The organism is Chloroflexaceae bacterium (assembly GCA_025057155.1).
GTDB lineage: Bacteria > Chloroflexota > Chloroflexia > Chloroflexales > Chloroflexaceae > JACAEO01.
Window position 1 is genome coordinate 1 of sequence record JANWYD010000002.1, and the last position, 24,901, is coordinate 24,901.

At 64.7% G+C, this 24,901-nt stretch carries 24 protein-coding genes and 2 tRNA genes; 19 read left to right on the forward strand and 7 right to left on the reverse strand.

What is annotated here, in order from left to right:
• Positions 1–324: 324 nt before the first annotated feature.
• Positions 325–401: transfer RNA gene (locus tag NZU74_01335), tRNA-Arg, on the forward strand.
• A 69-nt stretch (positions 402–470) separates the two neighbouring features.
• Entirely contained in the window at positions 471–1,220 is a 750-nt protein-coding gene (locus NZU74_01340; GenBank protein MCS6879954.1) for a class I SAM-dependent methyltransferase, read from the forward strand.
• A 552-nt stretch (positions 1,221–1,772) separates the two neighbouring features.
• Here NZU74_01340 and NZU74_01345 read toward each other — a convergent pair.
• Positions 1,773–2,192 (reverse strand): LysM peptidoglycan-binding domain-containing protein, encoded by a 420-nt coding sequence (locus NZU74_01345; protein MCS6879955.1) that lies wholly within the window; start codon positions 2,190–2,192, stop codon positions 1,773–1,775.
• A gap of 379 nt (positions 2,193–2,571) precedes the next feature.
• On the opposite strand from NZU74_01345, the gene map reads away from it, so the two are divergent.
• Both map and NZU74_01355 read left to right on the forward strand, forming a co-directional pair.
• Positions 2,572–3,354, forward strand: a complete 783-nt coding sequence (gene map / locus NZU74_01350; GenBank protein ID MCS6879956.1) for a type I methionyl aminopeptidase — start codon at positions 2,572–2,574, stop codon at positions 3,352–3,354.
• A gap of 105 nt (positions 3,355–3,459) precedes the next feature.
• The gene (locus NZU74_01355) at positions 3,460–3,738 is read left to right on the forward strand and encodes a hypothetical protein (GenBank protein MCS6879957.1); all 279 of its coding nucleotides are present in this window, start codon (positions 3,460–3,462) and stop codon (positions 3,736–3,738) included.
• Positions 3,739–3,895: 157 nt separating this feature from the next.
• On the opposite strand, the gene NZU74_01360 is transcribed toward NZU74_01355, so the two are convergent.
• The gene (locus tag NZU74_01360; GenBank protein MCS6879958.1) at positions 3,896–4,345 is read right to left on the reverse strand and encodes a hypothetical protein; all 450 of its coding nucleotides are present in this window, start codon (positions 4,343–4,345) and stop codon (positions 3,896–3,898) included.
• 243 nt (positions 4,346–4,588) lie between these two features.
• Between NZU74_01360 and NZU74_01365 the strand changes: the two genes are divergently transcribed.
• Both NZU74_01365 and NZU74_01370 read left to right on the forward strand, forming a co-directional pair.
• A complete protein-coding gene (locus tag NZU74_01365; GenBank protein ID MCS6879959.1) occupies positions 4,589–4,933 on the forward strand; it encodes a YggT family protein in 345 nt (114 codons plus the stop codon).
• A gap of 70 nt (positions 4,934–5,003) precedes the next feature.
• Positions 5,004–5,459 (forward strand): hypothetical protein, encoded by a 456-nt coding sequence (locus tag NZU74_01370; protein ID MCS6879960.1) that lies wholly within the window; start codon positions 5,004–5,006, stop codon positions 5,457–5,459.
• A gap of 65 nt (positions 5,460–5,524) precedes the next feature.
• Here NZU74_01370 and cysK read toward each other — a convergent pair whose 3' ends face one another.
• A complete protein-coding gene (cysK, locus tag NZU74_01375) occupies positions 5,525–6,454 on the reverse strand; it encodes a cysteine synthase A (GenBank protein MCS6879961.1) in 930 nt (309 codons plus the stop codon).
• Positions 6,455–6,673: 219 nt separating this feature from the next.
• Here cysK and NZU74_01380 point away from each other — a divergent pair, with 219 nt between their 5' ends.
• Positions 6,674–7,240, forward strand: coding sequence for a hypothetical protein (locus NZU74_01380; protein MCS6879962.1), 567 nt, complete (start codon positions 6,674–6,676; stop codon positions 7,238–7,240).
• Between the two features lie 142 nt (positions 7,241–7,382).
• Positions 7,383–7,459: transfer RNA gene (locus NZU74_01385), tRNA-Glu, on the forward strand.
• A gap of 114 nt (positions 7,460–7,573) precedes the next feature.
• On the opposite strand, the gene NZU74_01390 is transcribed toward NZU74_01385, so the two are convergent.
• The gene (locus NZU74_01390; GenBank protein ID MCS6879963.1) at positions 7,574–7,924 is read right to left on the reverse strand and encodes a hypothetical protein; all 351 of its coding nucleotides are present in this window, start codon (positions 7,922–7,924) and stop codon (positions 7,574–7,576) included.
• A gap of 292 nt (positions 7,925–8,216) precedes the next feature.
• On the opposite strand from NZU74_01390, the gene NZU74_01395 reads away from it, so the two are divergent.
• Positions 8,217–9,461, forward strand: coding sequence for a VanW family protein (locus tag NZU74_01395; GenBank protein ID MCS6879964.1), 1,245 nt, complete (start codon positions 8,217–8,219; stop codon positions 9,459–9,461).
• A gap of 374 nt (positions 9,462–9,835) precedes the next feature.
• On the opposite strand, the gene greA is transcribed toward NZU74_01395, so the two are convergent.
• Positions 9,836–10,309, reverse strand: a complete 474-nt coding sequence (gene greA / locus NZU74_01400; protein MCS6879965.1) for a transcription elongation factor GreA — start codon at positions 10,307–10,309, stop codon at positions 9,836–9,838.
• A 269-nt stretch (positions 10,310–10,578) separates the two neighbouring features.
• Here greA and NZU74_01405 point away from each other — a divergent pair, with 269 nt between their 5' ends.
• The 6 genes from NZU74_01405 (at position 10,579) to NZU74_01430 (ending at position 18,013) form a co-directional block, all read left to right on the forward strand.
• Complete coding sequence (locus NZU74_01405) at positions 10,579–11,958, forward strand: phosphomannomutase/phosphoglucomutase (protein ID MCS6879966.1); 1,380 nt, start codon at positions 10,579–10,581, stop codon at positions 11,956–11,958.
• On the forward strand, positions 11,955–13,094 hold the full coding sequence (locus NZU74_01410; protein ID MCS6879967.1) for a phosphoglucomutase: 1,140 nt from the start codon (positions 11,955–11,957) through the stop codon (positions 13,092–13,094). Before NZU74_01405 ends, NZU74_01410 begins: the two co-directional genes overlap by 4 nt.
• Positions 13,095–13,294: 200 nt before the next feature.
• Complete coding sequence (locus NZU74_01415) at positions 13,295–14,329, forward strand: 2-phospho-L-lactate transferase CofD family protein (GenBank protein ID MCS6879968.1); 1,035 nt, start codon at positions 13,295–13,297, stop codon at positions 14,327–14,329.
• Between the two features lie 227 nt (positions 14,330–14,556).
• Positions 14,557–15,885 (forward strand): putative sugar nucleotidyl transferase, encoded by a 1,329-nt coding sequence (locus NZU74_01420; protein MCS6879969.1) that lies wholly within the window; start codon positions 14,557–14,559, stop codon positions 15,883–15,885.
• A 9-nt stretch (positions 15,886–15,894) separates the two neighbouring features.
• Positions 15,895–17,277, forward strand: a complete 1,383-nt coding sequence (selA, locus tag NZU74_01425; protein ID MCS6879970.1) for an L-seryl-tRNA(Sec) selenium transferase — start codon at positions 15,895–15,897, stop codon at positions 17,275–17,277.
• A gap of 136 nt (positions 17,278–17,413) precedes the next feature.
• Complete coding sequence (locus NZU74_01430) at positions 17,414–18,013, forward strand: nucleotidyltransferase family protein (GenBank protein MCS6879971.1); 600 nt, start codon at positions 17,414–17,416, stop codon at positions 18,011–18,013.
• A 263-nt stretch (positions 18,014–18,276) separates the two neighbouring features.
• On the opposite strand, the gene NZU74_01435 is transcribed toward NZU74_01430, so the two are convergent.
• Positions 18,277–18,513 carry a ferredoxin family protein gene (locus tag NZU74_01435; GenBank protein ID MCS6879972.1) on the reverse strand — a complete coding sequence of 79 codons (237 nt, stop codon included), beginning with the start codon at positions 18,511–18,513 and terminating at the stop codon, positions 18,277–18,279.
• A 192-nt stretch (positions 18,514–18,705) separates the two neighbouring features.
• Positions 18,706–19,359 (reverse strand): Crp/Fnr family transcriptional regulator, encoded by a 654-nt coding sequence (locus tag NZU74_01440; protein MCS6879973.1) that lies wholly within the window; start codon positions 19,357–19,359, stop codon positions 18,706–18,708.
• A gap of 276 nt (positions 19,360–19,635) precedes the next feature.
• Between NZU74_01440 and NZU74_01445 the strand changes: the two genes are divergently transcribed.
• The 4 genes from NZU74_01445 to NZU74_01460 all read left to right on the forward strand — a co-directional run bounded on the left by NZU74_01445 (position 19,636) and on the right by NZU74_01460 (position 24,898).
• On the forward strand, positions 19,636–21,129 hold the full coding sequence (locus NZU74_01445) for an NAD(P)/FAD-dependent oxidoreductase (protein ID MCS6879974.1): 1,494 nt from the start codon (positions 19,636–19,638) through the stop codon (positions 21,127–21,129).
• A gap of 299 nt (positions 21,130–21,428) precedes the next feature.
• Positions 21,429–22,319, forward strand: a complete 891-nt coding sequence (gene prpB / locus NZU74_01450) for a methylisocitrate lyase (GenBank protein ID MCS6879975.1) — start codon at positions 21,429–21,431, stop codon at positions 22,317–22,319.
• Complete coding sequence (gene prpC / locus NZU74_01455) at positions 22,316–23,440, forward strand: 2-methylcitrate synthase (protein MCS6879976.1); 1,125 nt, start codon at positions 22,316–22,318, stop codon at positions 23,438–23,440. The genes prpB and prpC overlap by 4 nt, the downstream gene beginning before the upstream one ends.
• Positions 23,441–23,452: 12 nt before the next feature.
• The gene (locus NZU74_01460) at positions 23,453–24,898 is read left to right on the forward strand and encodes a bifunctional 2-methylcitrate dehydratase/aconitate hydratase (GenBank protein ID MCS6879977.1); all 1,446 of its coding nucleotides are present in this window, start codon (positions 23,453–23,455) and stop codon (positions 24,896–24,898) included.
• The last annotated feature ends 3 nt before the right edge of the window (positions 24,899–24,901 follow it).

Consider the following 24,901-nt stretch of genomic DNA (forward strand, 5'->3'; position numbering starts at 1 on the left):
CCCGGGCCCCCCGGGGGGCGGCGGGGGTTGTGCGGGGGGGGGGGGGGGGGGGTCCCCCCCGCCCGGGCGGCCGGCCCCACCCCCCCGCCTTTGGGTCGGCTCCCTCCCGCCATTGGGCCGGGGCCTTGCCACGATCAGGCGCCGCGATGGGCCGGCGGAACGCTCGAAAATAAGCCCTGGCAGACCAGGAACGAAAAATGATCCTGTCGCGCAACCATGCCGCCCCGGCCCCTGCTGCCAGAGGTGGACTTTGCACCAGCCCTGCCCCTCCCCGGTTGCGCGAACTCCCCGAACATGGTATACTTATGCCGCTGATATGAACACGACCCCGTAGCTCAGTGGATTAGAGCGTTTCCCTGCGGAGGAAAAGGTCGCGCGTTCGAGTCGCGCCGGGGTCGCCAGAAAGCCGGAGCCGTATGGCTCCGGTTTTGTCATCGTGAACACCGGCGCCCGCACGCCGACCCAGGCCTATGTCCGATATTTATGCCGCCTACGCTCCTATCTACCACGCCATCGGCCAGGGCGCGTTCGCCGAGGCCCTGGCGCGCCGCATCCTCGCCGCCCTCCCCGCCCCCCCCGAACGGGTCCTCGACCTGGCCTGCGGCGCCGGCGCCGCTACCCTGGTCTTTGCTGCCAGCGGCGCGGCAACGATAGGTGTTGATCGCTCCGAGGCTATGCTCGCCATTGCCCGCGCCCGCGCCGGCGATCTGCCCGTCACATGGCTCGCCGCCGACATCCGGCGCCTGCCCATAGGCGAGATGCTCGCGCTGGCGTCGTTTGATCTGATCACCTGCCTCTACGATAGCCTCAACTATCTCACCGGCGATGATGATCTGGCCCTGGCTATCGGCCACGCGGCGCGCCTGCTGCGTCCCGGCGGGCGCCTGATCTTCGATCTCAATACCGAACATGAGTTTGCCCTGTGGGGAGAGGGGTTGGATCAGGTCGTGCACGATGCCGATGGCCTCCTGGTCTACCACCGCCTCAGCTATGACGCCGCGGTGCGTCTGGCCCACGGGCGCGTGGTCTGGTTCGCGCACGAGGACGGACGCTGGCGGCGGGGGGAAGAGCGGCACGTTGAGCGGGCCTGGAGCGACGCGGAGGTGCTGGATGCCCTCGCCGGCGCCGGGCTGCGCCTCGCCGCGCGCCGCACGCCATCCTGGGAACCGGCGCCCCCCGATGCTCCGCGTGTCGTCTATGAGGCCATTCGCGCTTCCTGAAGGGGAAACCAGGTTTCTCCCGGTCTCCGCTCGCCGGGAGGGGTTAGCGAGGGCGAAACCACCGTCTGTGGAGAGGGCGTAGGAGGGCAAAGCCCTCCCACGAATTTCTAGCCCGCCGTTGACGCGGCGTTCAGGAGAGAGTGTGGGAAGGCTTTGCTCTCCCAAAAACATCGCGGATACGGCGCGCAGGCGCCACCCAAGACAAACGCCCCTGCTCAGCAGGGGCGTTTCGCTGAGAGCGGGGTCACCGGTTCGGTAAGACCTGGCGGGCCTCACCAGCGGCGACGCCCATACGCTTACTATCATTCATGGGCATCACCTCCTTCGCGCCTGGACGGCTTACCTGGTTGTGCAACAGCCAGCACTGGTACTATAACCAGGGAACGGGTTCGTGTCAAGATGGAGAAACCCTCGGCAGGGCTGGTGCAAAGGTTCGGGGACAGGCTCCAAACTCTGGTATTTGGAGGCGTAGCAGCTAATACCAGCACAAAGACCTTATCAGGCGTCTACACTGCCCTGGCCTCCCGTCCCTCTCTGCAAGCGACAATCGCATCAGGGCGTGGCGAGGGTGGGCGTCGGCGTCCCTGGCGGGACCGGCGTGCCGACCACCGGCGTTCGCAACAGCGAAGGGATCAACAGCGTCTGCCCTGTCTGCAACGCGTTGGGGTCGGTCAGGCCGTTGGCGGCTACCAGTTCGTCTACCGTGGTATTGAAGCGCTCGGCGATGGCGCTGAGGGTGTCGCCGGGCTGGACGGTGTAGAGCGCTGCAGGGGTGGGCGTGGGGCGTTCCAGCGAGGCGAGGGCCGTGGCCGTCGCGTCCACGTCGAGGGTTGGCGCAGGCGTGATGTCGAGGACCGCCGGCAGGGTTGGCAGGGTCGCGGTGGGGGGATCAGGAATGCAAGCGACGCAGACCAGTGCCAGACCAACGACCAGGGTGGCCCGCGGCGGATGCAGCAAGCGGTGAACTGCCATGGTATGACGAACCTTGTGGAAATGCGGATCGGTCAGGAGGTTTAAAATAGGTGAATAATCCATGCGCTGATGGATCGGAAACAAGTGTTGTTCATTCTACCAGTGTTTCGATGTGAATGTCAACGGTGAAAACTCGCGCGGGTCGGGCACAGGCAAGTTCGCGACCCTTTCCGGGGTAAGAAAGGAGGAATCCGGAAGGCCGTGGCATAGCGCGCGGCTGAGGGGAAATTGGTTTTCCTATGCCTCAAATATGGGGATGCGAGTCAAGATTGCGTCAGAAAAACCTGAACCTGAGAGGGGGGCCGCGGGTTTTCGATCCTCCTCCGCCCGGCGATAGAGTATACTATGACGTAGCAGGGAAGCGATGAAAGGCAGAACGATGGCAATTACATTAAAAAGCCCGCGGCAGATCGAGTTGCTCCGCGAGTCGGGGCGTCTGGTGCGGGCAACTTTTGAGGTCCTGCGCGAACATATTCGGCCAGGTGTCTCGACGGCAGAGCTTGATGCAATTGCCGAGGAGTTCATCCGTAAACACGGCGCCGAGCCGGTCTACAAAGGCTATGTGCCTCCCAGCCGGCGCGGCTGGTCGAATAGTCCGCCCTTTCCCGGCGCCATCTGCGCGTCGGTTAATGATGTGATCTGCCATGGCATTCCCAGCAAGAAGGAGCGTCTGCGCGAAGGGGATATCATTGGCATCGACATTGGCCTGCGCCTGAATGGCTGGATCGGTGATGCCTGCGAGACCTTCCCGGTTGGCAAGGTCAGTCCGGCCACGCAGCGCCTGCTGGATACGGCGCGCCAGTGCCTGCAGGTGGGCATCGAGCAGGCCTACGCCGGGAATACCCTTCGCGCCATCGGCGCGGCCATCCAGCGTCATGCCGAGGCGGCAGGCTTCTCCGTGGTGCGCGAATACACCGGTCATGGTCTCGGACGCAACCTGCACGAAGAGCCGACCGTCCTGCACTACGACGATCCGCGCAACACGCGCAAGATTATGGCCGGCATGGTTTTTACCATCGAGCCGATGATTAACGCCGGGCGCCCGGATACAAAACTCGACCGCGACGGCTGGACGGTGCGCACTGCTGATGGGTCGCTCTCGGCCCAGTTCGAGCATACCCTGGCGATCACCGATGATGGGCCGATCCTGTTGACGGCCTAGTGGCGCATCCAGCCGGTTTTCTCAAACAAGAGGTTATCGGCACGCCCTCCCACCGTGGAGGGGCGCAGAGAAATCTGGTTTTCCCGCCTTCCTCGCAGGTGGCATATGCATACATCTCCTTCACTGGAAGAACAACTCGTCGCCGCGCTGCAGGCCGGCGATGCGGAAGAGGCGCGCCGCCTGGCGCGTCTCCTTCACGAGCGCGGTTTCGATGCGACGGCAATGCAGCGAGCCCTGGCCGCTGATCCCCACCTCGAAGAGCAACTCTATGCCGTGCTGCAAGAGGTTATACCCCTGTCTCGGCGGGCGGCGAAACGTCGCGCGATCCGCGCCGCCGAGGAACGCGACTGGGGCAACTGGCGCGAGGGTAAACGCAAGCTCTGACGGGCGCGGAGCGCATGCCAGGCCGCTTGCCGCGGTCTGAAGAGTGCAATCCAGAATATGCGCTTTTCGTCGGAGAATTGAGACCTACTGCGCCCTCCCAGAAGGACGCCTGTGCGTTCGGTCGTTGTGCGGCGCGACCGCCTGAACCCCTGGCGCTTCAGTATACCCGGTAAATGACGAAGGCGTGGTCGCCGCTCGCGTCACGCAGCAGGATCTCGACCTGATCCTTGCCAATCACGCCCCGACTCAAGGGATCGAAGTTCTTCGCCCCCTCGACATAGTAGTAGTACACCTGACCGTCGAGTTGCAGGCCGCGCAGATTGCTGGCCCGGGCGCTGTAGCCGTCGCCTACGGGCACGAGCGGGTCGGCCACGGCGCCGCTCAACCGGTCGCGAATAGCGTCAACCACCAGACGCAGATCAGTAGCGGTCGCCAACGGTGTGGCAGGGGGCAGTAGGTGCAGGAGCGCCCACGCCAGCGCGCTTAGCAACAGCAGGAGTTCGATCCCGATCAGGACGTTCAAGGTGCGCGGGCCGATCCGTCGCACCGGAACGGTCCGCTCGTACAGGGCGCCCTCGGCGCTCGCATGGGTAGTGGCGTGGATCACGGCGGTTCCCCTTCGTCCTGTTGCGCCTGATCGGGTGGAGTAAGCAATGCTCGGGTGCGAAAAGGCTTCTTGATATATAGTGTATCAGAACCGTATTAACAGTGCCATAGGTCTTAGGTCATAGCACGCTGAGATGGCGCTGACAGCCTGACAGGCGCGCCGGCGGGCCGCCCGCAGGAAACCAACGGCGCCGGCAGGGCGCTATGACAGACCACAATCTGAAACGATGCAACCAGAGTAGCAATGATGTTCCGGCCATCCACACGGCGCCCCGCTACAACCTGGCTCGTCTGGCTTACCGGCGTCCTTGAGGCGTTGCTGCTGGCGCGCCTGGTGGCCCGCGCTCTGGCCGCCCGTCCCGATAATCCAGCCTTTGCATTGTTATACGGTGTTACTGACCCGTTGGTCACACCCTTCCTGGCCCTGCAGCCCGATCTGCCACCTTTTGGCGCGGCGCTGGAGTGGCCCACCGTCCTCCTGGCGCTGCTGGCGCTCCTCAGCGGCTTCGCCCTGTGGCGTTGGCGCTTGCCTCGCGCAACCACCTCGCGAGATCCAGCGTCTAACTCAGCGGTTTCTTCGCAACAGTAGGCGAAGGCCCGAACGTCGTCGGTCTGAGAGGACTTGCTGGAAGCGTCAAAACGTTGCTGGAGTGACGTCTATGCTCGAACATCTACAAAGTGTTATGACAGGGTTGTTCATCGCGATGATGGCGGCGCTGGCGCTTGCCAGTGTGGGGCTGGCGCTGATCTGGCGCAGCGTCAGGCGTCTTAACGTTCCTCAGGAGGCGGGCTTCTTCACCACCATGCACCACGTGCCGCTGCTGCTGATGGTGTTGCTCGATCTGCTCGACTTCGGGCTGGATATCTTCGCCGCGCCGGTGAGCTGGGTGCTCCTCGACCGCCTGGGCCTGCGCGGGCTGCGCAACAAGGCCGCGCTGGAGGCCCTGCTCCCCTTTACTCAGACTGTGCCGACCTTTACCCTGGCCTGGCTGGCGGCACGCTGGCTCAACCTGCGTGATGATCGCTTCACACAGATCATTGAGAGCGAGGCGGTGGCCCCCCCGCGCCAGTTGGAGGAGGGACGACAGGCTGGAATTCGCCGGCCCCTGACTTGAGAAGGGGACTGGGAGGGCGCAGCCCTCCCAGGGATCCTGTCACTCGCCGTGAGGCAGCGGGCAGGTTACTCTTCGCTGTACAGCGGAGTGCTGAGGTAGCGTTCGCCGTTGCTGGGGGCAATAAAGACGATCAGCTTGCCGGCGTTCTCAGGGCGACGGGCCACGCGCATCGCCGCCACCGCTGCCGCGCCGCTGGAAATGCCCACCATCAGGCCCTCCTCCCGCGCCAGACGCCGGGCCATATCGAAGGCGTCTTCGTTCGAGACGACCTGGATCTCGTCAATGATGCTGGTGTTCAGCACCTCAGGAATGAACCCCGCCCCGATGCCCTGGATCTTGTGCGGGCCGCGCTTGCCCCCCGACAGCACCGGCGAGCCTTCCGGCTCCACCGCCACCGTCTTGAACTCCGGCTTGCGCGCTTTGATGACCTCGCCAACCCCGGTGATGGTGCCGCCGGTCCCCACTCCCGCCACCAGGATGTCAATCTGGCCGTCGGTGTCGTTCCATAGCTCTTCGGCGGTAGTGCGACGGTGGATCTCAGGGTTGGCCGGGTTCTTAAATTGTTGCAGCATGTAGCCGTTAGGCAGATCGGCCAGGATCTCCTCGGCTTTGGCGATCGCCCCGGGCATGCCCTCGGCGCCGGGCGTCAGCACCAGTTCGGCGCCATAGCCGCGCAGCAGTTTGCGCCGCTCGATGCTCATCGTCTCGGGCATGGTCAGGATCAGCCGATAGCCCTTGGCCGCGGCCACGAACGCCAGACCAATGCCGGTGTTGCCGCTGGTCGGCTCGATCAACACCGTTTCGCCTGGCCGGATCTTGCCTTCACGCTCGGCGGCCTCGATCATCGCCAGTCCGATGCGATCTTTGACCGAACTCGCCGGATTGAAAAACTCCAGTTTGGCCACCACGGTCGCATCGCTGTCATTCACGCGGTTCAAGCGCACCAGCGGAGTATTGCCGACCAGTTCGGTAATGCTGTTATAGATGCGCGCCATGGGTTGCTCCTGATCACGAACCGCCGCGAGGCCGCGGCTGCCTGAGGAAATGCTGCAAAAATTGTAACGCCCCTGGGAGCATAAGTCAAATTATTGATGAAAATTATCAAGTACCGCTGATGCGGTATACTGGGTGTGGGACACCGGTTTCGGAAGGGCGCAACCGTTGCCGCCCCTTCCTTACCCATGCCGTAGCGAACCTATTCTGAGGAGCGTGTCATGCGTGGCCGATCAGTGCGAACAGCGGAGCGCGCGGGCGGCGGGGAGGAGGCCACTCGCCTCACGCGGTGCGCTGGAACCTGGCTGGCCCAGCCGCCCGATGCCGCCGAACAGGAGCGCATCGCCGAGGCTTCCCGGCGCCTGCAGCAGCAGCGCGCCATCGCGACCGAGTTTTACCGCGACCTGGACGCCGCGGGCGTCTTCTGTATCGAGTTGTTTCGCGGAGAGGAGTTTGCGCCGTTGCACTTCTCCGATGAACTGGTCGAGCAGATGATCGCCCGCGTGGGCGAACCGCCGGTGGTGGAAGCCGGCGAGGAGCATGTCTTCTCCGACTACCTGCGGCGCGCGGTGCTCAGCGTAGCCTCGCCCAACACCCGCCGGTTGCTTGCAGCCCAGTTGCGCCGCTACCTGCCCCGCTACGTCGAGGCCCGGCGCTGGAAAGAAGCCATCGCCATTGACTTCAGCGCCTTGCGCACCTCGCTGGGCAATGAGGTCTCGCCCTTTCTGGCGCAGATGGCCCTTGCCGGCCTGGCCGATTACTACGAGGCCCGTGAGGAAGAGGGGTAGACATAGTATGTGATTTTGGATTTCGGATTTTGGATTTCCGCTCCCTACCCCGCTGCGGGTATCGGGCCGGCCCGCAGGCTCCGGAGATCGTCGCCGCGCGACTTGATAGGATTGCGCCTGTTTGTTATAATGAGTGCTGCCGGCCCCCATAGTCTAGTGGCCTAGGACGTCACCCTTTCAAGGTGAAGATCGCGGGTTCGAATCCCGCTGGGGGTACCACAATGCACGGAACGCCAGGGTAACACCCTGGCGTTTCTGCTATCTGGCTCCGGGCGCCGCCTTGCCGGGTTGTCAGGGAGGCGCGAAGGGCCGCCTCACCGCGCCTCCCGTATCTTACACCTTGTCGAGCGCCTGCAACACGTCCTCCAGCGCGTCCACTCCGCCCTGGTTGTAGGCGACCCACTGGATGGCCGGGCGCTCGCGGGCCTGCTGCGCCCGCAGCGCCTCCTGCCACGTGGCAAGATCCTGCGCGACCAGCGCCCGGATGTCTTCACCCGCTGCCTCCCTGAGCCGCCGCCGGAGGGTGTTCAACGCCACCAGCCGCCCCTCGTCGTATTTCATACCCCCGGTCACGCGACCGTCCTGTTGCAACCGGCAGACATTCGTGCCGCCAGTCTGGTCCATCAACGAACGTTCCGCTGCCGCAATGCGCTGATCAAGCAGGTGGACGATTTCCTGGTCCATATGGCCTCCATTGTGTACCCATCAAGAAGCGGGAGAGCCAGGCCATTCGGGAAACCCGCTGTCCGGAAAAGCCGGCGCCGGCGCCGGGGTCCCATAGTCAATTCCCTTGCTATTCCCCGACGAGAACAGGTCAATCCTGGTCGCCCTTAGTTTACCGCAGATGTCTGCGAAAGAACCGGGTTTCCTCTCGTGGCGTGCGGAACAGGCGTATCTCCAACGCCCCGCCAACGGTTCACTGCATGCTATGCAGCGTGCACTGCCCGTTGTCGAGCGTGAATGAGAGGAAACGGCCATGCTCTGTCGCCACTCGCTCATCCTGACCCTGGTCGCTGCAATACTCGCGGCGTTTGCTCCCGCCCCCCTTGCCCGCGCGCAGACGGCGCGGCCGGCGCTGCCGGTGCTCGAGGCTGGCGATCACGTGGTTGAGGAGCCGTTCCGCAGCTTCATTCTGGCCCACGGCGGCCTGGAGTGGTCGGGCCAACCGCTGAGCGCCGCATTCTACGATGCTGAAGCTCACGCCTATGTGCAGTACTTCACCTACGTGCGCCTGGAGCGCCGGGGCGACAGGGTGGAACTGGCCAGCCTGGGACGCCTGTATACGGCTGATCGCCAGGACGAGACGCCGTTTCGCCCGGTGGCGCCTGCCGCCCTTGATGCTTCCGAGCGCGTCTTCATCGCCGCGACGGGGCATACCCTGGGCGGCGCCTTCGCCTGGTACCACGGTCAACATGGCGGCGCCGCCCTGCTCGGGCATCCGATCTCAGAGGAGTTTTACGAAACGCAGCCCGATGGTTCGCGACTGCTAGTGCAGTACTTCGAACGCATGCGTCTGAGCTACCATCCGGAGCATGCCGGCAGCGATAAGGAGGTGCAGCGAGCGCCCCTGGGGGCCTGGCTGGTCGAAGCCATGGCCCCCGCCGCAGCTCTTGCCCCCCAATCATTGAAGGTGCTGGCCAGCGCCAGTATGCGCTACCACGCCGGGAGCGGCAGCGGCGCCAACATTGAACTGGCCGCCGCGCGCCTCAACGGAGCCATCCTCGCTCCCGGAACGGAGCTTTCCTTCCTGCGGACCCTGGGAGGCATCTCTGCCGCCCGCGGTTTCCGGCCCGGTCCAGGCATTGTGGGTGGTCAGGTGGTGGAGAACATAGTTGGCGGCGGGGTCTGTATTGTGGCAACGTTGCTCTACCGCGCGGCCTGGGAAGCCGGCTTGCCGGTCACCGAACGGCGCGGGCATAGCCGCTGGCTGGCCACGTTTGCCGACCGGCCCGGCCTCGATGCGGCTGTGGCCGACCCCGGTCTGGATCTGCGCATTCGCAACGATACCGGCGCGCCGCTGTACCTGGTCGTCACGGCGCGCGGCGGCAACGTGACGCTGAGTCTCTGGGGACGCGGCGATGGCCGCGCGGTAACGCTCGGCGCGCCGCAGGTGAGCCGGGGCGCGTCGCTGACAGTGCTTAACACGCGGGTTGTTCGCGCAGGCAGCGGAGCGTTGTTGCGAAGCGAGCGTGTGGTAACGATGTACCGCCTGGCCGGGTAGAAGGCGCGAGGGCGTCCCTCCAGGGGACGCGGGCCGGCGAGTCTTCTCTGCAATCGCTTCGGCTCCTCCCAACAGCGCCTTACAGGGCCGCGCGGCGAAACCGGGTCCGAGAGATCGTGTTCGTATCTACCGGACACGTTCGCGCTGCAGAGGGCGTGGAGGGGCGTAGAGAGCTTCACGAAGCTCGCCTCTACGTTAATCTGCGTGCTCTGCGGTCAATCTGAATACGCAGGTCCGAGAAAAAAAGCCCCACCTCTCGCGCAGAGAGGTGGGGAAGCATGGGCAGACACCAGCAGGCCGCGCCGGCCATAACTTCAGCCGTGGTCTCCAGTTTTGTGCAGCGCCCGGCGCGTGCAGCGGATATCCCCGCCTGTCTACTGCACCTTTACGATGGTCAGTTTCATCACTCCGGAGGGGGTTTGCACCGTCACCTTCTGGCGCGGGCGTTTGCCCAGGATAGCAGCGCCGATCGGCGACTCATTGGAGATGCGACCCTGACGGGGATTGGCCTCGGCGCTCCCGACGATCATCCAGGTCTCCTCTTCACCATCTTCGTCAAAACGCACGGTGACGGAGGAGCCGACACGAACCTCGCCATTGCTGCTCTGCTCGTCATCAATAATCTGGGCGCGCGAGAGAAGGCTCTTCAGTTCGCGGATGCGCCCCTCAAGCAGGGCCTGCGCCTTTTTGGCATCCTCATACTCGCCGCTCTCGGAGATGTCGCCTAGTTCCTTGGCAGCGGCGATGCGCTCTGCAACATGTTTACGCTCAACTGTCTGGAGGTGCTCGAGTTCAGCCTCGAGCTTGGCGCGGCCCTCACGTGTGAGGTACGTCGTCTTGTCTGTCATTGTGTGGCTGCCTCTGTGCTGTCCAATCGCCGTGGGAGCTACAGCGTGGAAGGGCCGCAGAAGGTGCGAACCCTGCTCCAGGCGACGAAAAGAAGAAACCGAGAGCGTGGCTCTCAGTCAGATCAACGGTAGCAGTCCCCGTCGGCTGCTCACTTTTTTACCGTTGACACAACGATTATAGCGGATGACGCATCAGTTGTAAAGAACCTTGACGAATGTGCGCCGATACGCTACGATCACCCTCAGTCATCGGCTCCCAGGAGTGCGCCATGGGCGTACCGCTGAACCCCACGATCTTTCGCGCCTACGACATCCGCGGCGTTGTTGGCAGCGATCTGGACGCATCGATCTACGTCCGTCTCGGGCAGGCTGTGGGGGCCTATTTCGGTGATCAGGGCCTGCGGCGCGTGGTGGTCGCGCGCGATGCGCGGCTGAGTTCGCCGCAGTTTCAGGCGGCCTTGATCGAGGGTCTCCGCGCTACGGGCTGCGACGTGGTTGACATCGGGCAGGCGCCAACGCCGGTGATGTATTTCGCGGTCGAGCACCTCGGCGCCGACGGGGGAGCGATTGTTTCCGCCAGCCACAATCCTCCCGAGTTCAACGGACTCAAGTTGCGCCGCGCGCATCCACGCTACGGGAGTGAGCCGTTGAGCAGCGAGGAGATCCAGGCGCTTGGACGTATCGCGCTGGCCGGCAGGTTTCCCGACGGGGCCGGGAGTCTGAGCCAGGTTGACGTGAGCGCGGCCTATGTGGAGAGCATCGCCAGGGTGTTGCCCTTCAGCGGGCGGCGGCCACGGGTGGTGCTTGATGCTGGCAACGGTGTCGCCGGGCCGATCAGTCTGCGCCTCTACGAAGCGCTCGGATTGGAAGTCGTGCCGCTGTTCATCGAACCCGACGGCGCTTTTCCCAACCATCATCCCGATCCGCTCAAGGCGGAGAACCTCCAGCACCTGATCGCCGCCGTGCGCGCCCACCAGGCCGATCTGGGCATAGGCCTCGATGGTGATGGCGATCGCCTCGGGGTGGTTGACCGCGATGGCGCGATTGTGTTTGCCGACCGCTACCTGATCGCCCTGGCGGCCTACATCCTCGGCCGACAACGCGGGCCGGTCGTTTTTGACGTGAAGTGCAGCGCCGTGCTGCCTCGCGCCATCGCGGACCTCGGCGGCACGCCGGTGATGTGGAAGACCGGCTACCCCAATCTCTCAGCAAAGATGCGCGAGACCGGCGCCGTGCTCGGTGGCGAGCTTAGCGGGCACGTTATCTTCCCTGTCCCGCGCCATTTCTATGATGATGGCGCCTTCGCCGGCGCCTACCTCCTCTATGCCCTGGCCAGCCTGGGGACGACCCTCACCGAGGTGCTGGCGCCCTACCCCCAGTTGCCCTCCCTCGATGAGGGCCGTATCCCCTTCCCGGAGGAGCTCAAGTTCCAGGCCATCGAGTACGTGCGCGAACGGTTCAGCGCTACGTACCAGGTGATTGATGTTGACGGCGTCCGCGTTGACTTTGGCGACGGCTGGGGGCTGCTCCGCGCCTCGAATACCGAGCCCGCCCTGACCAATCGCTTTGAGGCCCAGACCATGGAGCGCGCGCTGGCCATTCGCGACCTGATGATGGGCGCAGTGGAAGAGTTCCGAAGGCGCATATGAGTGTTCGCTATCGGCCCTACGCCCAGGTCTGGGCAGCGGTGGTGGCTGCCGATTTTACGCTCGATCAGGTGCGCCGACGCGGCGTGGGCCTCGCCAGGCAGCTTGTCGAACGCGGGCTGAGCTGTCTGGTCGCCTACGATACGCGCTTTATGGGCGGTCTTTTCGCCCGTGATCTGGTGGCCCTGCTGCAAACGCACGGCGTCCGCGCTTCGCTGGCCGCCGCCCCGGTCCCGCTGCCGGCCGTGTATCACGCCCTCGATCAGCGCGTCGCTGATACGGCTCTGTGCGTCTCTGCCGGCAACCAGAGCTACTATATCAACGGCTTGATGCTCCTTGCCGACACCGCCGGTCTCTCGCTCGAACCCGTGGATGCAGCCCCGCCGGCCACAGTGTTCCCGCCGACGGTCGAGCCGCCTGTCGAACAGATCGTGGACGTGCGCAAGGTGTACCTCAAGGCGCTGCGTGATGCAGTTGAGATTGATCTCATTCGCAGGACGTCCCTGACCATCTTTGTTGATGCAATGAACGGCCCCGGCGCCGGCATCTTTCCGGCCCTGCTCGGCGAGAACGGGCAGACTCGGGCGATTGAAATCAACCGTGAACCTGATCCGCTGTTCGCCCGTGTGCCTCCCACGCCGGTTGAGCATAACCTCAGCCGGCTCAAAAAGCTGGTGCGTGAGAGTGACTCGCATCTCGGTCTGGCCATCTCTGCCGATGGCACCGCGATGGCCCTGGTAGACAAGCACGGCGAGCAACTCGACCCGGCCGAGACGGGGATGCTGCTCGCCGCCTATCTGGCGCGCCAGCATCGCCAGCGTGGAACAGTCATCATTCCGGCGCCCGCCGCCGGGACGCCGCTCGCCGGTCCGGCTAATCTGACCGCCTGGGAAGACGCGACCGGCCTGAAGATAGAGATCGCTGCCGACCCGGAAGCCCACCTCGCGAAACTCCTGACTCGTGATCGCACGGCGCCCGTCCTAGTCGTGACCGCCGATGGGCAGTTCACCCTCGGACGTTATGCCCGGTACCCTGATGGCATCCTGGCGGGCTTGCTCTGCGCCGAGATGGTCGCCCGGAGCAGCGGCAATCTGCGCGAGTTGATCGATGCTCAGCGGAAGCAGTTGCTCCAGACCTGACGCTATGGTCATCCGTCCTCAGGCGCATACCCCTCATCACCCTTCACAACCATATGCAATCAGTCACCCGTCGCCTCTCTTCCCTGAGTCATCTTACCTGGCCACTCGCGTTCATATTTGTCGGCGTTGTGTTGCTTTCGCTAGGCGTGGCCTACCTGTTCATCCATATCTATCGGACGGTTGAAGGCTTGCCCCCTTTTGTGTCTATATTAACTCTCCAGTTCCTCCCTCGCCCGCTACGGGGCGTGCTCCTGATGCTGGCGGGGCTGGGCGTGCTGGTCTTTGGGATCTGGCGCCTGAGCGGGGTCGTGGTCATCCCTATTCCTGATCCGCCAACCGAAGGCGGTGATGACCTGGTGCTCGGCTACCGGCGCGACACTCCTCCGAACATTACCGTGCTGTCAGGTGGTCCGGGGCTGCTGGTGCTCAGCGCGATAGGAGATCAGGTGCGCCGGATGACATGTATTGTGCCGGTGCAGGACCCGGTTGAGTACTATTACCGGGCCGCCAGTCTCTTCAATATGCAGAACGTGTACTACGTCGTGCCCACTCCCGAGCCGATCGGGGTCATCGCCGAACTCGACGATGGCACTCGCATGGACGTGCGGCGGCTCAACCTGGACCCGACCATTGCCGAGCGGCATGTGGAGCGACTGTTCCTCGAATACGACGGCGCTGAACCGCCCCGCATCACCCGGCTGGCCGCGGAGGCCATTCGTGATGCCGATGCGATCGTGCTGGGGCCAGGCAGCCTCTTCGAGAGCATTCTGCCCAACCTGTTGATTGATGAACTGCGCGAAGCGATTGCCAGGAGCCCGGCGCGAAAGATCTACGTCTGTAACCTCATGACTGAACCCGGCCGCACTACCGGGTTCGGGGTCGCCGAGCATATTGCGGCGATAAAACGCTTTGGCGGCTTCGCCCCCGATTATGTGCTGGTGAATGCCCAGCGCATTGACCCGGAGATCTACCAGCTCTACGCGGCGGCAAACCAGTCGCCCGTCTACCTTGACCCTGAGGAGTACGAAGAGACCACTCTGTTGCCCGGAGGCAAAGTCACCCAGCAACAGGTAATGATCGAGGGTAGCGTGGTTATTGAAGCCGACCTGGCTTCATCGGTGATTCAATATACTGCCTCGCTCAGCAATCCGACCGAGAGTCGCGCCGTGCGCGTGCTGCGCCACGACAGTCAGAAACTCGGCCAGGCTATTCTGGAGTTGATCCGGCGAACGTAACGTAGGGCGATTGCAGATTGCCGTTTCTAGATTGCGGATTGGGCGTGGCGCCTCTAAAATACCTGTCCTTTCCCTGGCCCTTCACCTGCCGAGAGAGCGCGTCCGGCGCCTCCCTTCAGCAGGGGTTCAGGGAATGTAAGACCACGCACGTTACAGGCGCAACAGGCCCCTGCAACTCCAGTCGATGCGAGAACTTACCGAATGAACAGCACCTCCTGCCTGACGCCATGACAATCATTGTTTTTGAAGACGAACTCTGGCGCAACTTCGCTGCGCTCATACAGGCCCGCCCGGTGTTCGAACTGCGCTGCGGGGCCTTTTCCACCCGCGAGCGGTCCGCTGCGGTTGCAGGCATGGCCCGGCCGCCGGAATGTGAGGTCCTGGGACTGGGCCGGTCGTACTTGATGGGTTACTATGGGCCGAAAGAGGGGATGGCAGCGTTCCTGCGCGTGGGTGAAGCGATTGTGCTGGTCAATGGCCGCGCGCTCGATCTGAGCTGGCTGGGGCGACTGCTCGCCGAGCCGCTGAATACGGTCTACCTTGCCGGAGCGACGCTCCTCGGCGCGCGCCTTTCACCGGCGCTGGCCTCGGCGGTGCTGTACTTTCTGCGCGAGCAGGCCGCCGCTGATGCCCGCGATGAACTGCTGCGCTTCGCCCGCGCCCGCGAAATCGGCCCGGATGAACCGCCCTTGCTGCTGCGCTACCCTTGGGACATGATCACCCACTGTGGCGAGCAACTGGTGCGCGACCTGCCGGCCCTGCAGCAGCGCCTGCCGCTCTACACTGGCGATGACCCGCAGGTGGTCGTGCGCGGCGAGCACGTCTATGTCGCTCCCAGCGCGCGCCTCGACGGGCCGCTGGTGCTCGACGCTCGCGACGGGCCGGTGTTTATTGACGCTGGCGCGCATATTGAGCCGTTCAGTTTCATCCAGGGGCCGGTGTACATTGGCGCGGGCACACTGATCGCCAGCGCCCGCATCCGCGGCGAAACCGCGATTGGCCCGGTCTGCCGCGTCGGCGGCGAGGTGGAAGCCAGTATTATCCACGGCTACAGCAACAAGCACCACGATGGCTTCCTGGGCCATTCCTGGCTTGGCGAGTGGGTCAATATCGGCGCAATGACCACGAACAGCGACCTGAAAAACAACTATGGCCATATTCGCGTGGTGCTCGAAGGTCTGGGCCAGTTCGACAGCGGGCTGATCAAGCTGGGCTGCTTTCTGGCCGACCATGTCAAGCTGGGCATCGGGCTGCACCTCACGGGCGGGACGGTTGTCGGCACGGGCAGCAATGTGTTTGGTCTGCACAGCGCGCCCAAGAACGTGCCGCACTTCACCTGGGGCGGCGAAGTCTTCCGCGAGTACCGTATTGACAGCATGATCAATGTGGCGCGCACGGTAATGGGCCGGCGCAAGCGGCAACTGGCCCCGGAGTACGAGGCCGTGCTGCGGGCGGCCTTCGAGCGTACCCGGCCCGTTCGCGGCGCGACGCCTCCCCCGACGCCCGAGAGCGAGGCGGCTCTGGCGCGCGCCGAGGCCGAGGCGCTGCGAGTGTAGGGCGCCGCGATGACCCGCCTGCGCGATCTCCCCAGCGTTGATCGGCTCATCCTCGCCGCGCGCGCCGAACTGGGCGACGCGGCGCCACAGTCTCTGTTGCGTGAGGCTGCGCGCGCTGAACTTGACGCCGCTCGCCGTGTCCTCCAGCACGGCGAGGCGCCCGATCCGGAGACCCTGTCCCTCGACGCCCTGGTCCGCAGGGTGCGCGCCCGCATCGAACAGTGGCTCGCGCCGAGCCTGCGCCCGGTGATCAACGCCACCGGCGTGATTATCCAGACCAACCTGGGCCGGGCGCCCCTCAGCGCCGAGGCTCTGGCGGCCATGGCGGCGGTAGGAACGGGCTACTCGAACCTGGAGTACGACCTGGAGCGGGGCGAGCGGGGCAGCCGCAATGTACACCTGGAGCGGCTGTTAACCCGGCTCAGCGGCGCCGAGGCGGCCATGGCGGTGAACAACAACGCCGCCGCGGTCTATCTGGCGCTGATCGGCCTGGCTGCCGGGCGGGAAGTGATCGTCTCCCGTGGTCAGGCAGTGGAGATCGGCGGTGGGTTTCGCATTCCCGATGTGCTGCGACAGAGCGGCGCCGTGCTGGTCGAGGTCGGCGCCACGAACCGCACCTATGCCCGCGACTACGCCGACGCGATCACCGAACGGACGGCGCTGCTGCTGCGCGTTCACAGCAGCAACTTCCGGATGATCGGCTTCGTGCACGAACCGACGCTGGCCGAACTGGCGGAGGTGGGTCGCGCGCACGGCGTGCCGCTGCTCGATGATCTGGGGAGTGGCACGTTCCTGCCCACCACACCCTATGGGCTGGCGCCAGAACCGACGGTGCAGGAAAGTGTGGCTGCCGGAGCGGATCTGGTGACCTTCAGCGGGGATAAACTGCTTGGGGGGCCGCAGGCCGGCCTGATGGCGGGCCGGCGCGAGTTGATCGAGCGGCTGCGCCGGCATCCCCTGGCCCGCGCCCTGCGAGTAGATAAGACCACCATCGCCGGTCTGGAGGCGACCCTGCGGAGCTACCTGCGGGGTCGTGCGACCGAGGAGATCCCGGTGTGGCGCATGATCGCCGCGCCCCTGGAGATGCTCAGGGCGCGCGCCACAGCCGTAGCGGCGGCGCTGAGCGCGGCTGGTCTCCGGGCCGAGGTTGTCGCCTGCCAGAGCGCCGTGGGGGGCGGTTCGCTGCCCGGCGAAACCCTGCCCAGCGCCGGAGTGGCGGTGGCGCCGGGGGCGACAGGCGCCGAGCGTTGCGCGGCGCGCCTGCGTCTGGGCGCGCCTGCTATCGTGGCGCGCATTGTTGATGAACGGCTGCTCTTCGACCTTCGCACCGTCCTCGCCGAAGACGAGCCGGCGCTCGTCCGGCGGGTGATTGAGGCCGTGGGTGAGGGGTAGAGGGATGGGGGTGTGGAGGTGTGGAGGTGTGGGGGAGCGGAAGAACATTTCTACATCTCCACACCTCCACATCTCCACACCTCTACATCTCCACACCTCCACATCTCCACACCTCAACGGACAGCGGAGCCAGTCCATGATCGTACACGGCATCCTGCTGGCCGCGGGGCGCTCGGCGCGCATGGGGCGGCCAAAGCAACTGCTGCTCTGGCAGGGGCGCCCGCTGGTGCGCCACGTGGCCGAGGTGGCCCTGGCAAGCCGCCTGGCGGAGCTGGTCGTGGTGCTGGGAGCCTACGCCGAGGAGGTGGCCGGCGCGCTGGAGGATCTGAACGGCGCGGTGCGGCGAGTGCGGTGCGTGGAGTATGCCCGCGGGCAGGCGACTTCGCTGCGTTGCGGCCTGGAGGCCCTGCCGTCCGGCGTCAGCGCCGTGGTAGTGTTGCTGGTTGATCAGCCTCGCGTTACACCGGAGTTGATTAACCGCCTGATCGCCGCCTTCGAGGCCGCGCCGGAGGCCGTGGCGGTGGCGCCGCGTTACCGGGGTCAGCGAGGCACGCCGACGCTTCTGGCGGAGCGTCTGTTCGCCGACGTGCGCGCCCTGGAGGGTGACCTGGGGGCGCGCCCGGTCCTGGCGCGCTATGCCGACGCGGTGCGCTGGCTCGATCTGGACGATCCCGCTGTCGTCGAAGATATGGACACGCCTGAGGATTATGAGCATCTCGTGAGAGAAGCTCAGTAGTCTGTAAACAAAGTCTTTTGCTAAATCCCCACCCCTTCCCAACCCTCCCCCTCCGGGGGAGGGAGTCCTGCTCCTCCCCTCCAACAAGGGGAGGTTGGGAGGGGGCCGAAATCCCAGGAAACTTAACTTTACAGACTACTCAGCAGACCCTGGCGCGGCCCGGACGCATCGGGCGATTCTGGATCGCCGTAGCCGGTTATGTTCAGATAAAGATCATCGGGAGGGCTATGCCCTCCCGATGATCGTTTACGGCAGGTAAGCACTCAGGCGCCAAAGAAGTTGCGGTTCTTCTCGATATAGCTCTTCCACTGCTCCGGGACCGAGTCATCAGGGAAGATCGCCTCGACGGGGCACTCAGGCTCGCATGCGCCGCAGTCAATGCACTCGTCGGGGTTGATGTAGTACTGATCCTCGCCCTCGTAGATGCAGTCCACCGGGCAGACAGCCACACACGACGCGTCTTTCGTTCCGATACACGGCTCAGCGATGATGTACGCCACGGCTCTACTCCTCCAGGAACAGTATACGGTAACGCCACTCGGCGTTCCGTGATGGTTGTTCAGATACAGATTACTAAGTTCGGTCACGGCGATCTACGACTAAAGTCTCATTGCAGTTCCTGGGAGAGCGAGGGTTTGTCCTGCGAGAGCAACCTGGCAGGGGGCCGGGTAAGGGCAACCTGGAAGGTCGCCCTACTCTTCGACGACGCGGGCCAGGCCCGCCGGGTCGAGCACGATGACGCGGCCACGCTCAAGGCGCACCAGGCCCTCCTCGGCCAGGCGGCGCAGCGCCCGCCCGACGATCTCGCGGACGGTGCCGGTGCGTTCGGCGAGTTCCTGGTGGGTCAGTTCGGCGGCGCCCTCGCCGGCCTCGGCCAGCAGCAGCCGGGCCAGGCGGGCGCGCACCGAGCGGAAGGCCAGATCCTCGACCAGGGTCACCAGCTCGCGCAACTGCCCGGCCATGGCGCTCAGGGCCGCCAGCGCCAGGTCGGGATGGCGCCGGATGAGGGCCAGCAGATCCTCGCGGGGCAGGAGCAGGCAGACCACAGGACTCATCGCTCTGGCCGTAGTGGGGTTAGGGCCGCCGTCGAAGAGCGGCACGGGGTTGAAGTGCTCGCCGGGGCCGACCATGGCCAGCACCTGTTCGCGACCGTCGGGCGCAGTGCGGGAGAGGCGCACGCGGCCGCGCAGCACCATGAACAGGCCGGGCGCCGGTTCGCCTTCCAGCATAATGTGCTGCCCCGGACGGAAGCTGCAGCGACGAACCCGGCGCGCCGTATCGGCAAGGGTCGGGCCGTCCAGGCTGGCAAACAGGGCAATGGCACGCAGATCGTCAATCGTCACCATACTGCTCATGATACACGAGAAACCCGGCGAGCCGGCGCGATGCGCGTTCAGGCTCACCGCGGAGCGCGCGGAGGAGTCTTTTGAGATGCTCTGCGCCCCTCGGCGCTCTCTGCGGTGAGTATGTGTTTGGTGGATGTGCAGCGCTATCCCGGCGAAGCGCCCCCCCGCGCCAGAACCTGCCCGGATGGATGGGCCACACAGAGCGGCCAGGGTCTAAAATACGACATGTAAATCGTGATACATTTCTCATACTACGAAGGAGACAGGGTGCGAGGCATGTACGAAGTGATCGTGATCGGCGGCGGACCCAGCGGGGTAACCGCCGCGCTCCGGGCGCGCGAGCTGGGCGCCACTGTAGCGTTGATTGAACGTGACCGGCTTGGCGGCATTTGTCTTAATGATGCTGTGGTACCTACCCGCGTGCTGGCGCGGGCGGCGCGCCTGGCACGGGACGCCGGGCAGTTCCCGTCGTATGGACTGACGGGGGCGGCGCCGGCGCTTGATTTTCCTGGGCTTCTGGAACGGGTGCGCCAGACCATAGAGACCGTCCACTACAAGAAGCACCTTCGCGAACACCTTCGGGCGGCAGGAGTGGTGGTATTTGAGACGGCGGGCGAGGCCCGCTTTCTTGATCCATACACGCTGGCGCTGCCCGCGGGCGAACGGCTGGAGGGGGAGCGTTTCATCATCTGTGCAGGCGGCCAGTCGCGCCGGCTTGATGTTCCCGGTAATGAGCACGCGCTCAGCTATCGCGACATCTGGACGCTGGAGCGTCTGCCGCGTTCGCTCGTGATTGTGGGCGGCGCCGCCACCGGTTGCCAGCTCGCCTCGATCTTTGCCGCCTTTGGCTGCGAGGTGACCCTCCTGGAAACCAGCCCGCGCCTGATGGGGCGCGCTGACCCGCTCATCGGCGCAGAACTGGAGCAGGCCTTCCTCCGGCGCGGCATCCAGGTAGTGTGTGGAATAACAGGCATCGAACGCATCGAACGCCGCGAAGCGGAACGTGTGGTCCATTTCACCCGTTCCGGCGCGCAGCACGCGCTCAGTTGCGACGCCGTGCTGCTGGCTGTGGGATGGGCAGGCAATATCGCGTCGCTGGGTCTGGAGGCCGCGGGCGTTGAGTGTCAGGGAGGCTACATCGTGGTGGATGACACCCTGCGCACCTCGGCGCCGCACATTTTCGCTGCGGGAGATATTACTGGCCGGGTCATGCTGGTGCAAAGCGGCAGCCACGAAGGCCGCATTGCGGCTGAGAACGCCGTGCTCGAAGCCAGACGCGCAAATTCGCTGGCCGTTGTGCCCCACGGCGGCTTTACCGATCCTGAGTATGGCTCGGTCGGGCTGAGCGAAGATCAGGCCCGCGCGCGCTACGACTGCGCAGTAGCGGTTGTGCCGTACAGCGACCTGGATCGCGCGGTGATTGACGGAGTCACGCACGGCGCCTGCAAGCTCATCGTTGCGCGCGACAGCGGGCGGCTGCTGGGGGCGCACGTGGTTGGCGTCCACGCGCTGGAAATCGTGCAGGTGGTAGCTGCTGGAATGGCGGCGGGCATGGAGGTGTCGCAACTGGCGGATCTGGAAATAGCCTATCCCACCTACACGGCAATCGTGGGGCTGGCCGCACGCCAGTTGGTGCGCGAACTTGGTCGCGTGGAGCTGGCGCCGTCCTGGCGGGCGCTCAGCCGGCTGCGGGCGACTGAATGGGAGCGCAGCGACACCCTTCGCAAACGCGACCGCGGCCCGCGGGGCGGGGAGGGCCCTCCGGTGTAGGGTTTTTCGAGCGAGAAGGGGTTTTCGGCATTCCGATGCACTTACGATCCTCGCCCCCCTTGCCCCCCCTCTCCCGCGAGCGGGAGAGGGGGGAGTTGGGCCTCCTAATGGCCCGGATGGCGCATGCGACGCGAAGATGCGCCCGAAAGCTCCCTACCTGTGAGAGTGGCGAGGCGTGCAGCGCCATGGGCGCGCCCGCCCCCTTCAAACGGGTAGGCGCGAAACTACTCGTCCGGCGATATACGAAAAATTAATCGTGATATATTTTTCGTATATCAGGAGTTCAGGGAGGACCAGCAATGAAACATCACGGCGCCCCTGGCGAGCATTTCCGCGCGGCAATGGCAGCCGAGCGCCCCCTCCAGATTGTCGGGGTCATCAATGCTTACAGCGCCCTGCTTGCGGCCCGGGCCGGCTTTCGCGCCCTCTACCTCTCGGGGGCGGGGGTGGCGAATGCGTGCTTCGGCTTGCCCGATCTGGCGCTGACAACCCTCTCCGAGGTGACGGAAGAGACCCGGCGGATTACGGCAGCCTGCCCGCTTCCGTTGCTGGTGGATATTGACACGGGTTGGGGCGGCGCCCTGATGATTGCACGGACCACGCGGGAGTTGATCCGGGCTGGCGCCGCAGCGATCCAGATCGAAGATCAGATCCAGGCCAAGCGCTGCGGCCATCGCCCCAACAAGGCGGTCGTCTCGACGAGGGAGATGGTCGATCGGCTCAAAGCCGTCCTCGATGCGCGCTCCGAGAGTGGTCTGGTCGTGGTGGCCCGCACCGACGCGGTTGCCGTCGAGGGGCTCGACGCCGCGGTCGAGCGCGCCTGCGCCTACGCCGAGGCAGGCGCCGATGTCATCTTCGCCGAGGCAGTAACCTCGCTCGATGACTATCGTCGTTTCGCTACGACCGTGCCCGTGCCCATTCTGGCCAACCTGACCGAGTTCGGTATGACCCCCCTGTTCACCACCGCAGAGCTGGCGGAGGCGGGTGTTGGCCTCGCCCTCTACCCCCTTTCGGCCTTCCGCGCGATGAGCGCGGCGGCCATGCGCGTCTACGAGAGCATTCGTCGCGAAGGCACGCAACGGAGCGTCCTGGACGGCATGCAGTCCCGCGCCGAACTCTACGAGGTGCTCGGGTACCACGCCTACGAACAGCAACTTGACCGTCTGTATGCGAAGGAGGATGGCTCGTGACCACTGCGAAGAGCACTGCCGGTCTGGCCGGCGTCATTGCCGGAGAAACCGCCATTTGCACCGTTGGCCAGAGCGGAGTTGGCCTGACCTATCGCGGCTATGATATTGCCGACCTTGCCGCCAATGCAACTTTTGAGGAGGTGGCCTATCTGCTGATCTACGGTCACCTGCCTAACCAGAAGGAACTGACCCGCTACATGCGCCAGATGAAGAAGCTGCGCGATCTGCCCGCCGCGGTCAAGGCGGTGCTGGAGCAGATTCCGAGCAGCGTGAACCCGATGGACGTGTTGCGCACAGGTTGCTCGATGCTCGGCGCGCTGGAGGCCGAGAACCGCTTTCACACGCCGCAGCAGGCCGCCGACCGGTTAATTGCGACGTTCCCGGCGATGATCTGCTACTGGTACCACTATGCCAACAATGGCAAACGGATTGACACCTCCACCGACGAGGAGAGTCTGGCTGGTCATTTTCTGGCGATGCTGCATCGCGAGAAGCCTGAGGAAGTCTTCCGCAAGGCGCTGGATGTGTCGCTCATTCTCTATGCCGAGCACGAGTTCAACGCCTCAACCTTCGTGGGGCGCACGGTGGTCTCAACGCGCGCCGATCTGCACTCGGCCATCACGGCGGCGATCGGGGCCTTGAAGGGCCCGCTGCACGGCGGCGCGAACGAGGCGGCGATGATGCTGATCCAGCGCTTCAGCAACCCTGATGAGGCCGAGGCCGGGGTCATGGACATGTTAAAGCGCAAAGAGTTAATTATGGGCTTCGGCCATCGCGTCTATAAGAAGTCTGACCCGCGCTCCGACATTATCAAGCCCTGGGCGGAACGGCTGAGCGCCCTGGTGGGCGAGCCGATGCTCTACGCGGTCGCCGAGCGCATCGAGGCGGTGATGCGGCGCGAACGCTCGCTCTTCCCCAACCTCGACTTTTACTCAGCCGTGGTCTACCACTGCTGTGGCATCCCCACCGAGCTGTTCACGCCGATCTTCGTTGTCTCGCGCACGGCGGGCTGGGCTGCGCACGCCTTTGAGCAGCGCCAGAATAACAAGCTCATCCGCCCCAGCGCCGAGTATATCGGCCCGGCGCCGCAGCCGTTCTTGCCGTTGAGTGACCGGCCGTAAAGGAGAACCGCCATGGGCAGCACCTACGACCTGAATGATCGCCCCGCTCCTGATGGATTGCTCACCACCATCGCCGACTATGTTCTCAACTACGAAGTTGAGAGCATTCTTGCGGAGGACACGGCCCGTTATACCCTGCTCGACTCGATCGCCTGCGCCGTGATGGCCTTTAGCTCACCTGAGTTCACCAAGTTGCTCGGGCCGATTGTGCCCGGCACGGTGACCCCGCACGGCGCCAGGGTCATTGGCACGCCGTACCAGCTTGATCCGGTGAAGGCCGCGTTCGACAACGGGATGCTCATCCGCGCCTATGACTACAATGATACCTGGCTGGCGGCTGAATGGGGCCATCCCTCAGATAACTACGGCGCCATCCTGGCAGTGACCGATTATCTCAGCCGGATGCGAGTGGCAAACGGGAAGCCGCCCCTGACGATGCGGTTGGTCCTGGACGCGGCCGTCAAAGCCTATGAGATCCAGGGTGTGCTGGCGTTGAACAACTCGTTCAACCGGGTGGGGCTTGACCATGTAATCCTGGTGAAGGTCGCCTCTACCGCCGTGGCGACCTGGCTCCTGGGCGGCGATCGCGACCAGATCGTGGACGCCCTCTCGAACGCCTGGATTGACGGTCATCCCCTGCGCACCTACCGCCATGCCCCCAACACCGGCTCGCGCAAGTCGTGGGCCGCTGGCGACGCCACCAGCCGCGGCGTGCGCCTGGCGTTGCTCACCCTGCAGGGCGAAATGGGCTATCCCTCGGCCCTCTCCGCGCCCCGCTGGGGGTTCCAGGACGTGCTCTTCAAGGGCCAGCCCGTCACCCTGGAGCGCCCGCTGGGCAGTTATGTGATGGAGAACATCCTCTTCAAGGTCAGTTTTCCGGCCGAGTTTCACGCCCAGACCGCGGTCGAGGCCGCGCTGCGGCTGCATCCCCTGGTGCGGGACCGGCTCGACCAGATCGAGCGCATCGAGTTGACCACCCACGAGGCTGCCATCCGCATTATCAGCAAGGTTGGCCCCCTGCACAACTACGCCGATCGTGACCACTGCCTCCAGTACATGGTCGCGGTGCCGCTGATCTTCGGACGGCTAACGGCGGATGATTACACCGACGCCGTGGCCGCCGATCCCCGCATTGACGCCCTTCGCGCCAGAATGGTGGTCACCGAGGATCCGCAGTGGAGCCGTGACTACCTGGATCCGGCAAAACGCTCGATTGCCAATGCCGTGCAGGTATTCTTCAAGGATGGCAGCGCGACTGAGCGGATCGCGGTGGAATACCCGATCGGGCATCGCGCCCGGCGCAGCGAAGGCATTCCGAAGCTGCAACGCAAGTTCGCCCAGGCCCTTGCCGGCCACTACTCGGCTCGGCGAGTGGATCAGATCGCCGACGTATGTCTCGACGCGCGCCGCCTGGAGCAAACCCCGGTCCACGAGTTTATGGATCTGCTGGCCTGGTAATGC

Bases quoted from the DNA above. Each gene is read 5' to 3' on its own strand.
- NZU74_01355 (MCS6879957.1), top strand. From the start codon at position 3,460: ATGCATACATCTCCTTCACTGGAAGAACAACTCGTCGCCGCGCTGCAG.
- NZU74_01365 (MCS6879959.1), top strand. From the start codon at position 4,589: ATGATGTTCCGGCCATCCACACGGCGCCCCGCTACAACCTGGCTCGTC.
- NZU74_01380 (MCS6879962.1), top strand. From the start codon at position 6,674: ATGCGTGGCCGATCAGTGCGAACAGCGGAGCGCGCGGGCGGCGGGGAG.
- NZU74_01460 (MCS6879977.1), top strand. From the start codon at position 23,453: ATGGGCAGCACCTACGACCTGAATGATCGCCCCGCTCCTGATGGATTG.
- NZU74_01410 (MCS6879967.1), top strand. From the start codon at position 11,955: ATGAGTGTTCGCTATCGGCCCTACGCCCAGGTCTGGGCAGCGGTGGTG.
- NZU74_01440 (MCS6879973.1), bottom strand. From the start codon at position 19,359: ATGGTGACGATTGACGATCTGCGTGCCATTGCCCTGTTTGCCAGCCTG.
- greA (MCS6879965.1), bottom strand. From the start codon at position 10,309: ATGACAGACAAGACGACGTACCTCACACGTGAGGGCCGCGCCAAGCTC.
- NZU74_01420 (MCS6879969.1), top strand. From the start codon at position 14,557: ATGACAATCATTGTTTTTGAAGACGAACTCTGGCGCAACTTCGCTGCG.
- NZU74_01430 (MCS6879971.1), top strand. From the start codon at position 17,414: ATGATCGTACACGGCATCCTGCTGGCCGCGGGGCGCTCGGCGCGCATG.
- NZU74_01345 (MCS6879955.1), bottom strand. From the start codon at position 2,192: ATGGCAGTTCACCGCTTGCTGCATCCGCCGCGGGCCACCCTGGTCGTT.
- NZU74_01405 (MCS6879966.1), top strand. From the start codon at position 10,579: ATGGGCGTACCGCTGAACCCCACGATCTTTCGCGCCTACGACATCCGC.
- selA (MCS6879970.1), top strand. From the start codon at position 15,895: ATGACCCGCCTGCGCGATCTCCCCAGCGTTGATCGGCTCATCCTCGCC.
- NZU74_01340 (MCS6879954.1), top strand. From the start codon at position 471: ATGTCCGATATTTATGCCGCCTACGCTCCTATCTACCACGCCATCGGC.
- NZU74_01445 (MCS6879974.1), top strand. From the start codon at position 19,636: ATGTACGAAGTGATCGTGATCGGCGGCGGACCCAGCGGGGTAACCGCC.
- prpB (MCS6879975.1), top strand. From the start codon at position 21,429: ATGAAACATCACGGCGCCCCTGGCGAGCATTTCCGCGCGGCAATGGCA.
- NZU74_01395 (MCS6879964.1), top strand. From the start codon at position 8,217: ATGCTCTGTCGCCACTCGCTCATCCTGACCCTGGTCGCTGCAATACTC.
- cysK (MCS6879961.1), bottom strand. From the start codon at position 6,454: ATGGCGCGCATCTATAACAGCATTACCGAACTGGTCGGCAATACTCCG.
- NZU74_01390 (MCS6879963.1), bottom strand. From the start codon at position 7,924: ATGGACCAGGAAATCGTCCACCTGCTTGATCAGCGCATTGCGGCAGCG.
- NZU74_01370 (MCS6879960.1), top strand. From the start codon at position 5,004: ATGCTCGAACATCTACAAAGTGTTATGACAGGGTTGTTCATCGCGATG.
- map (MCS6879956.1), top strand. From the start codon at position 2,572: ATGGCAATTACATTAAAAAGCCCGCGGCAGATCGAGTTGCTCCGCGAG.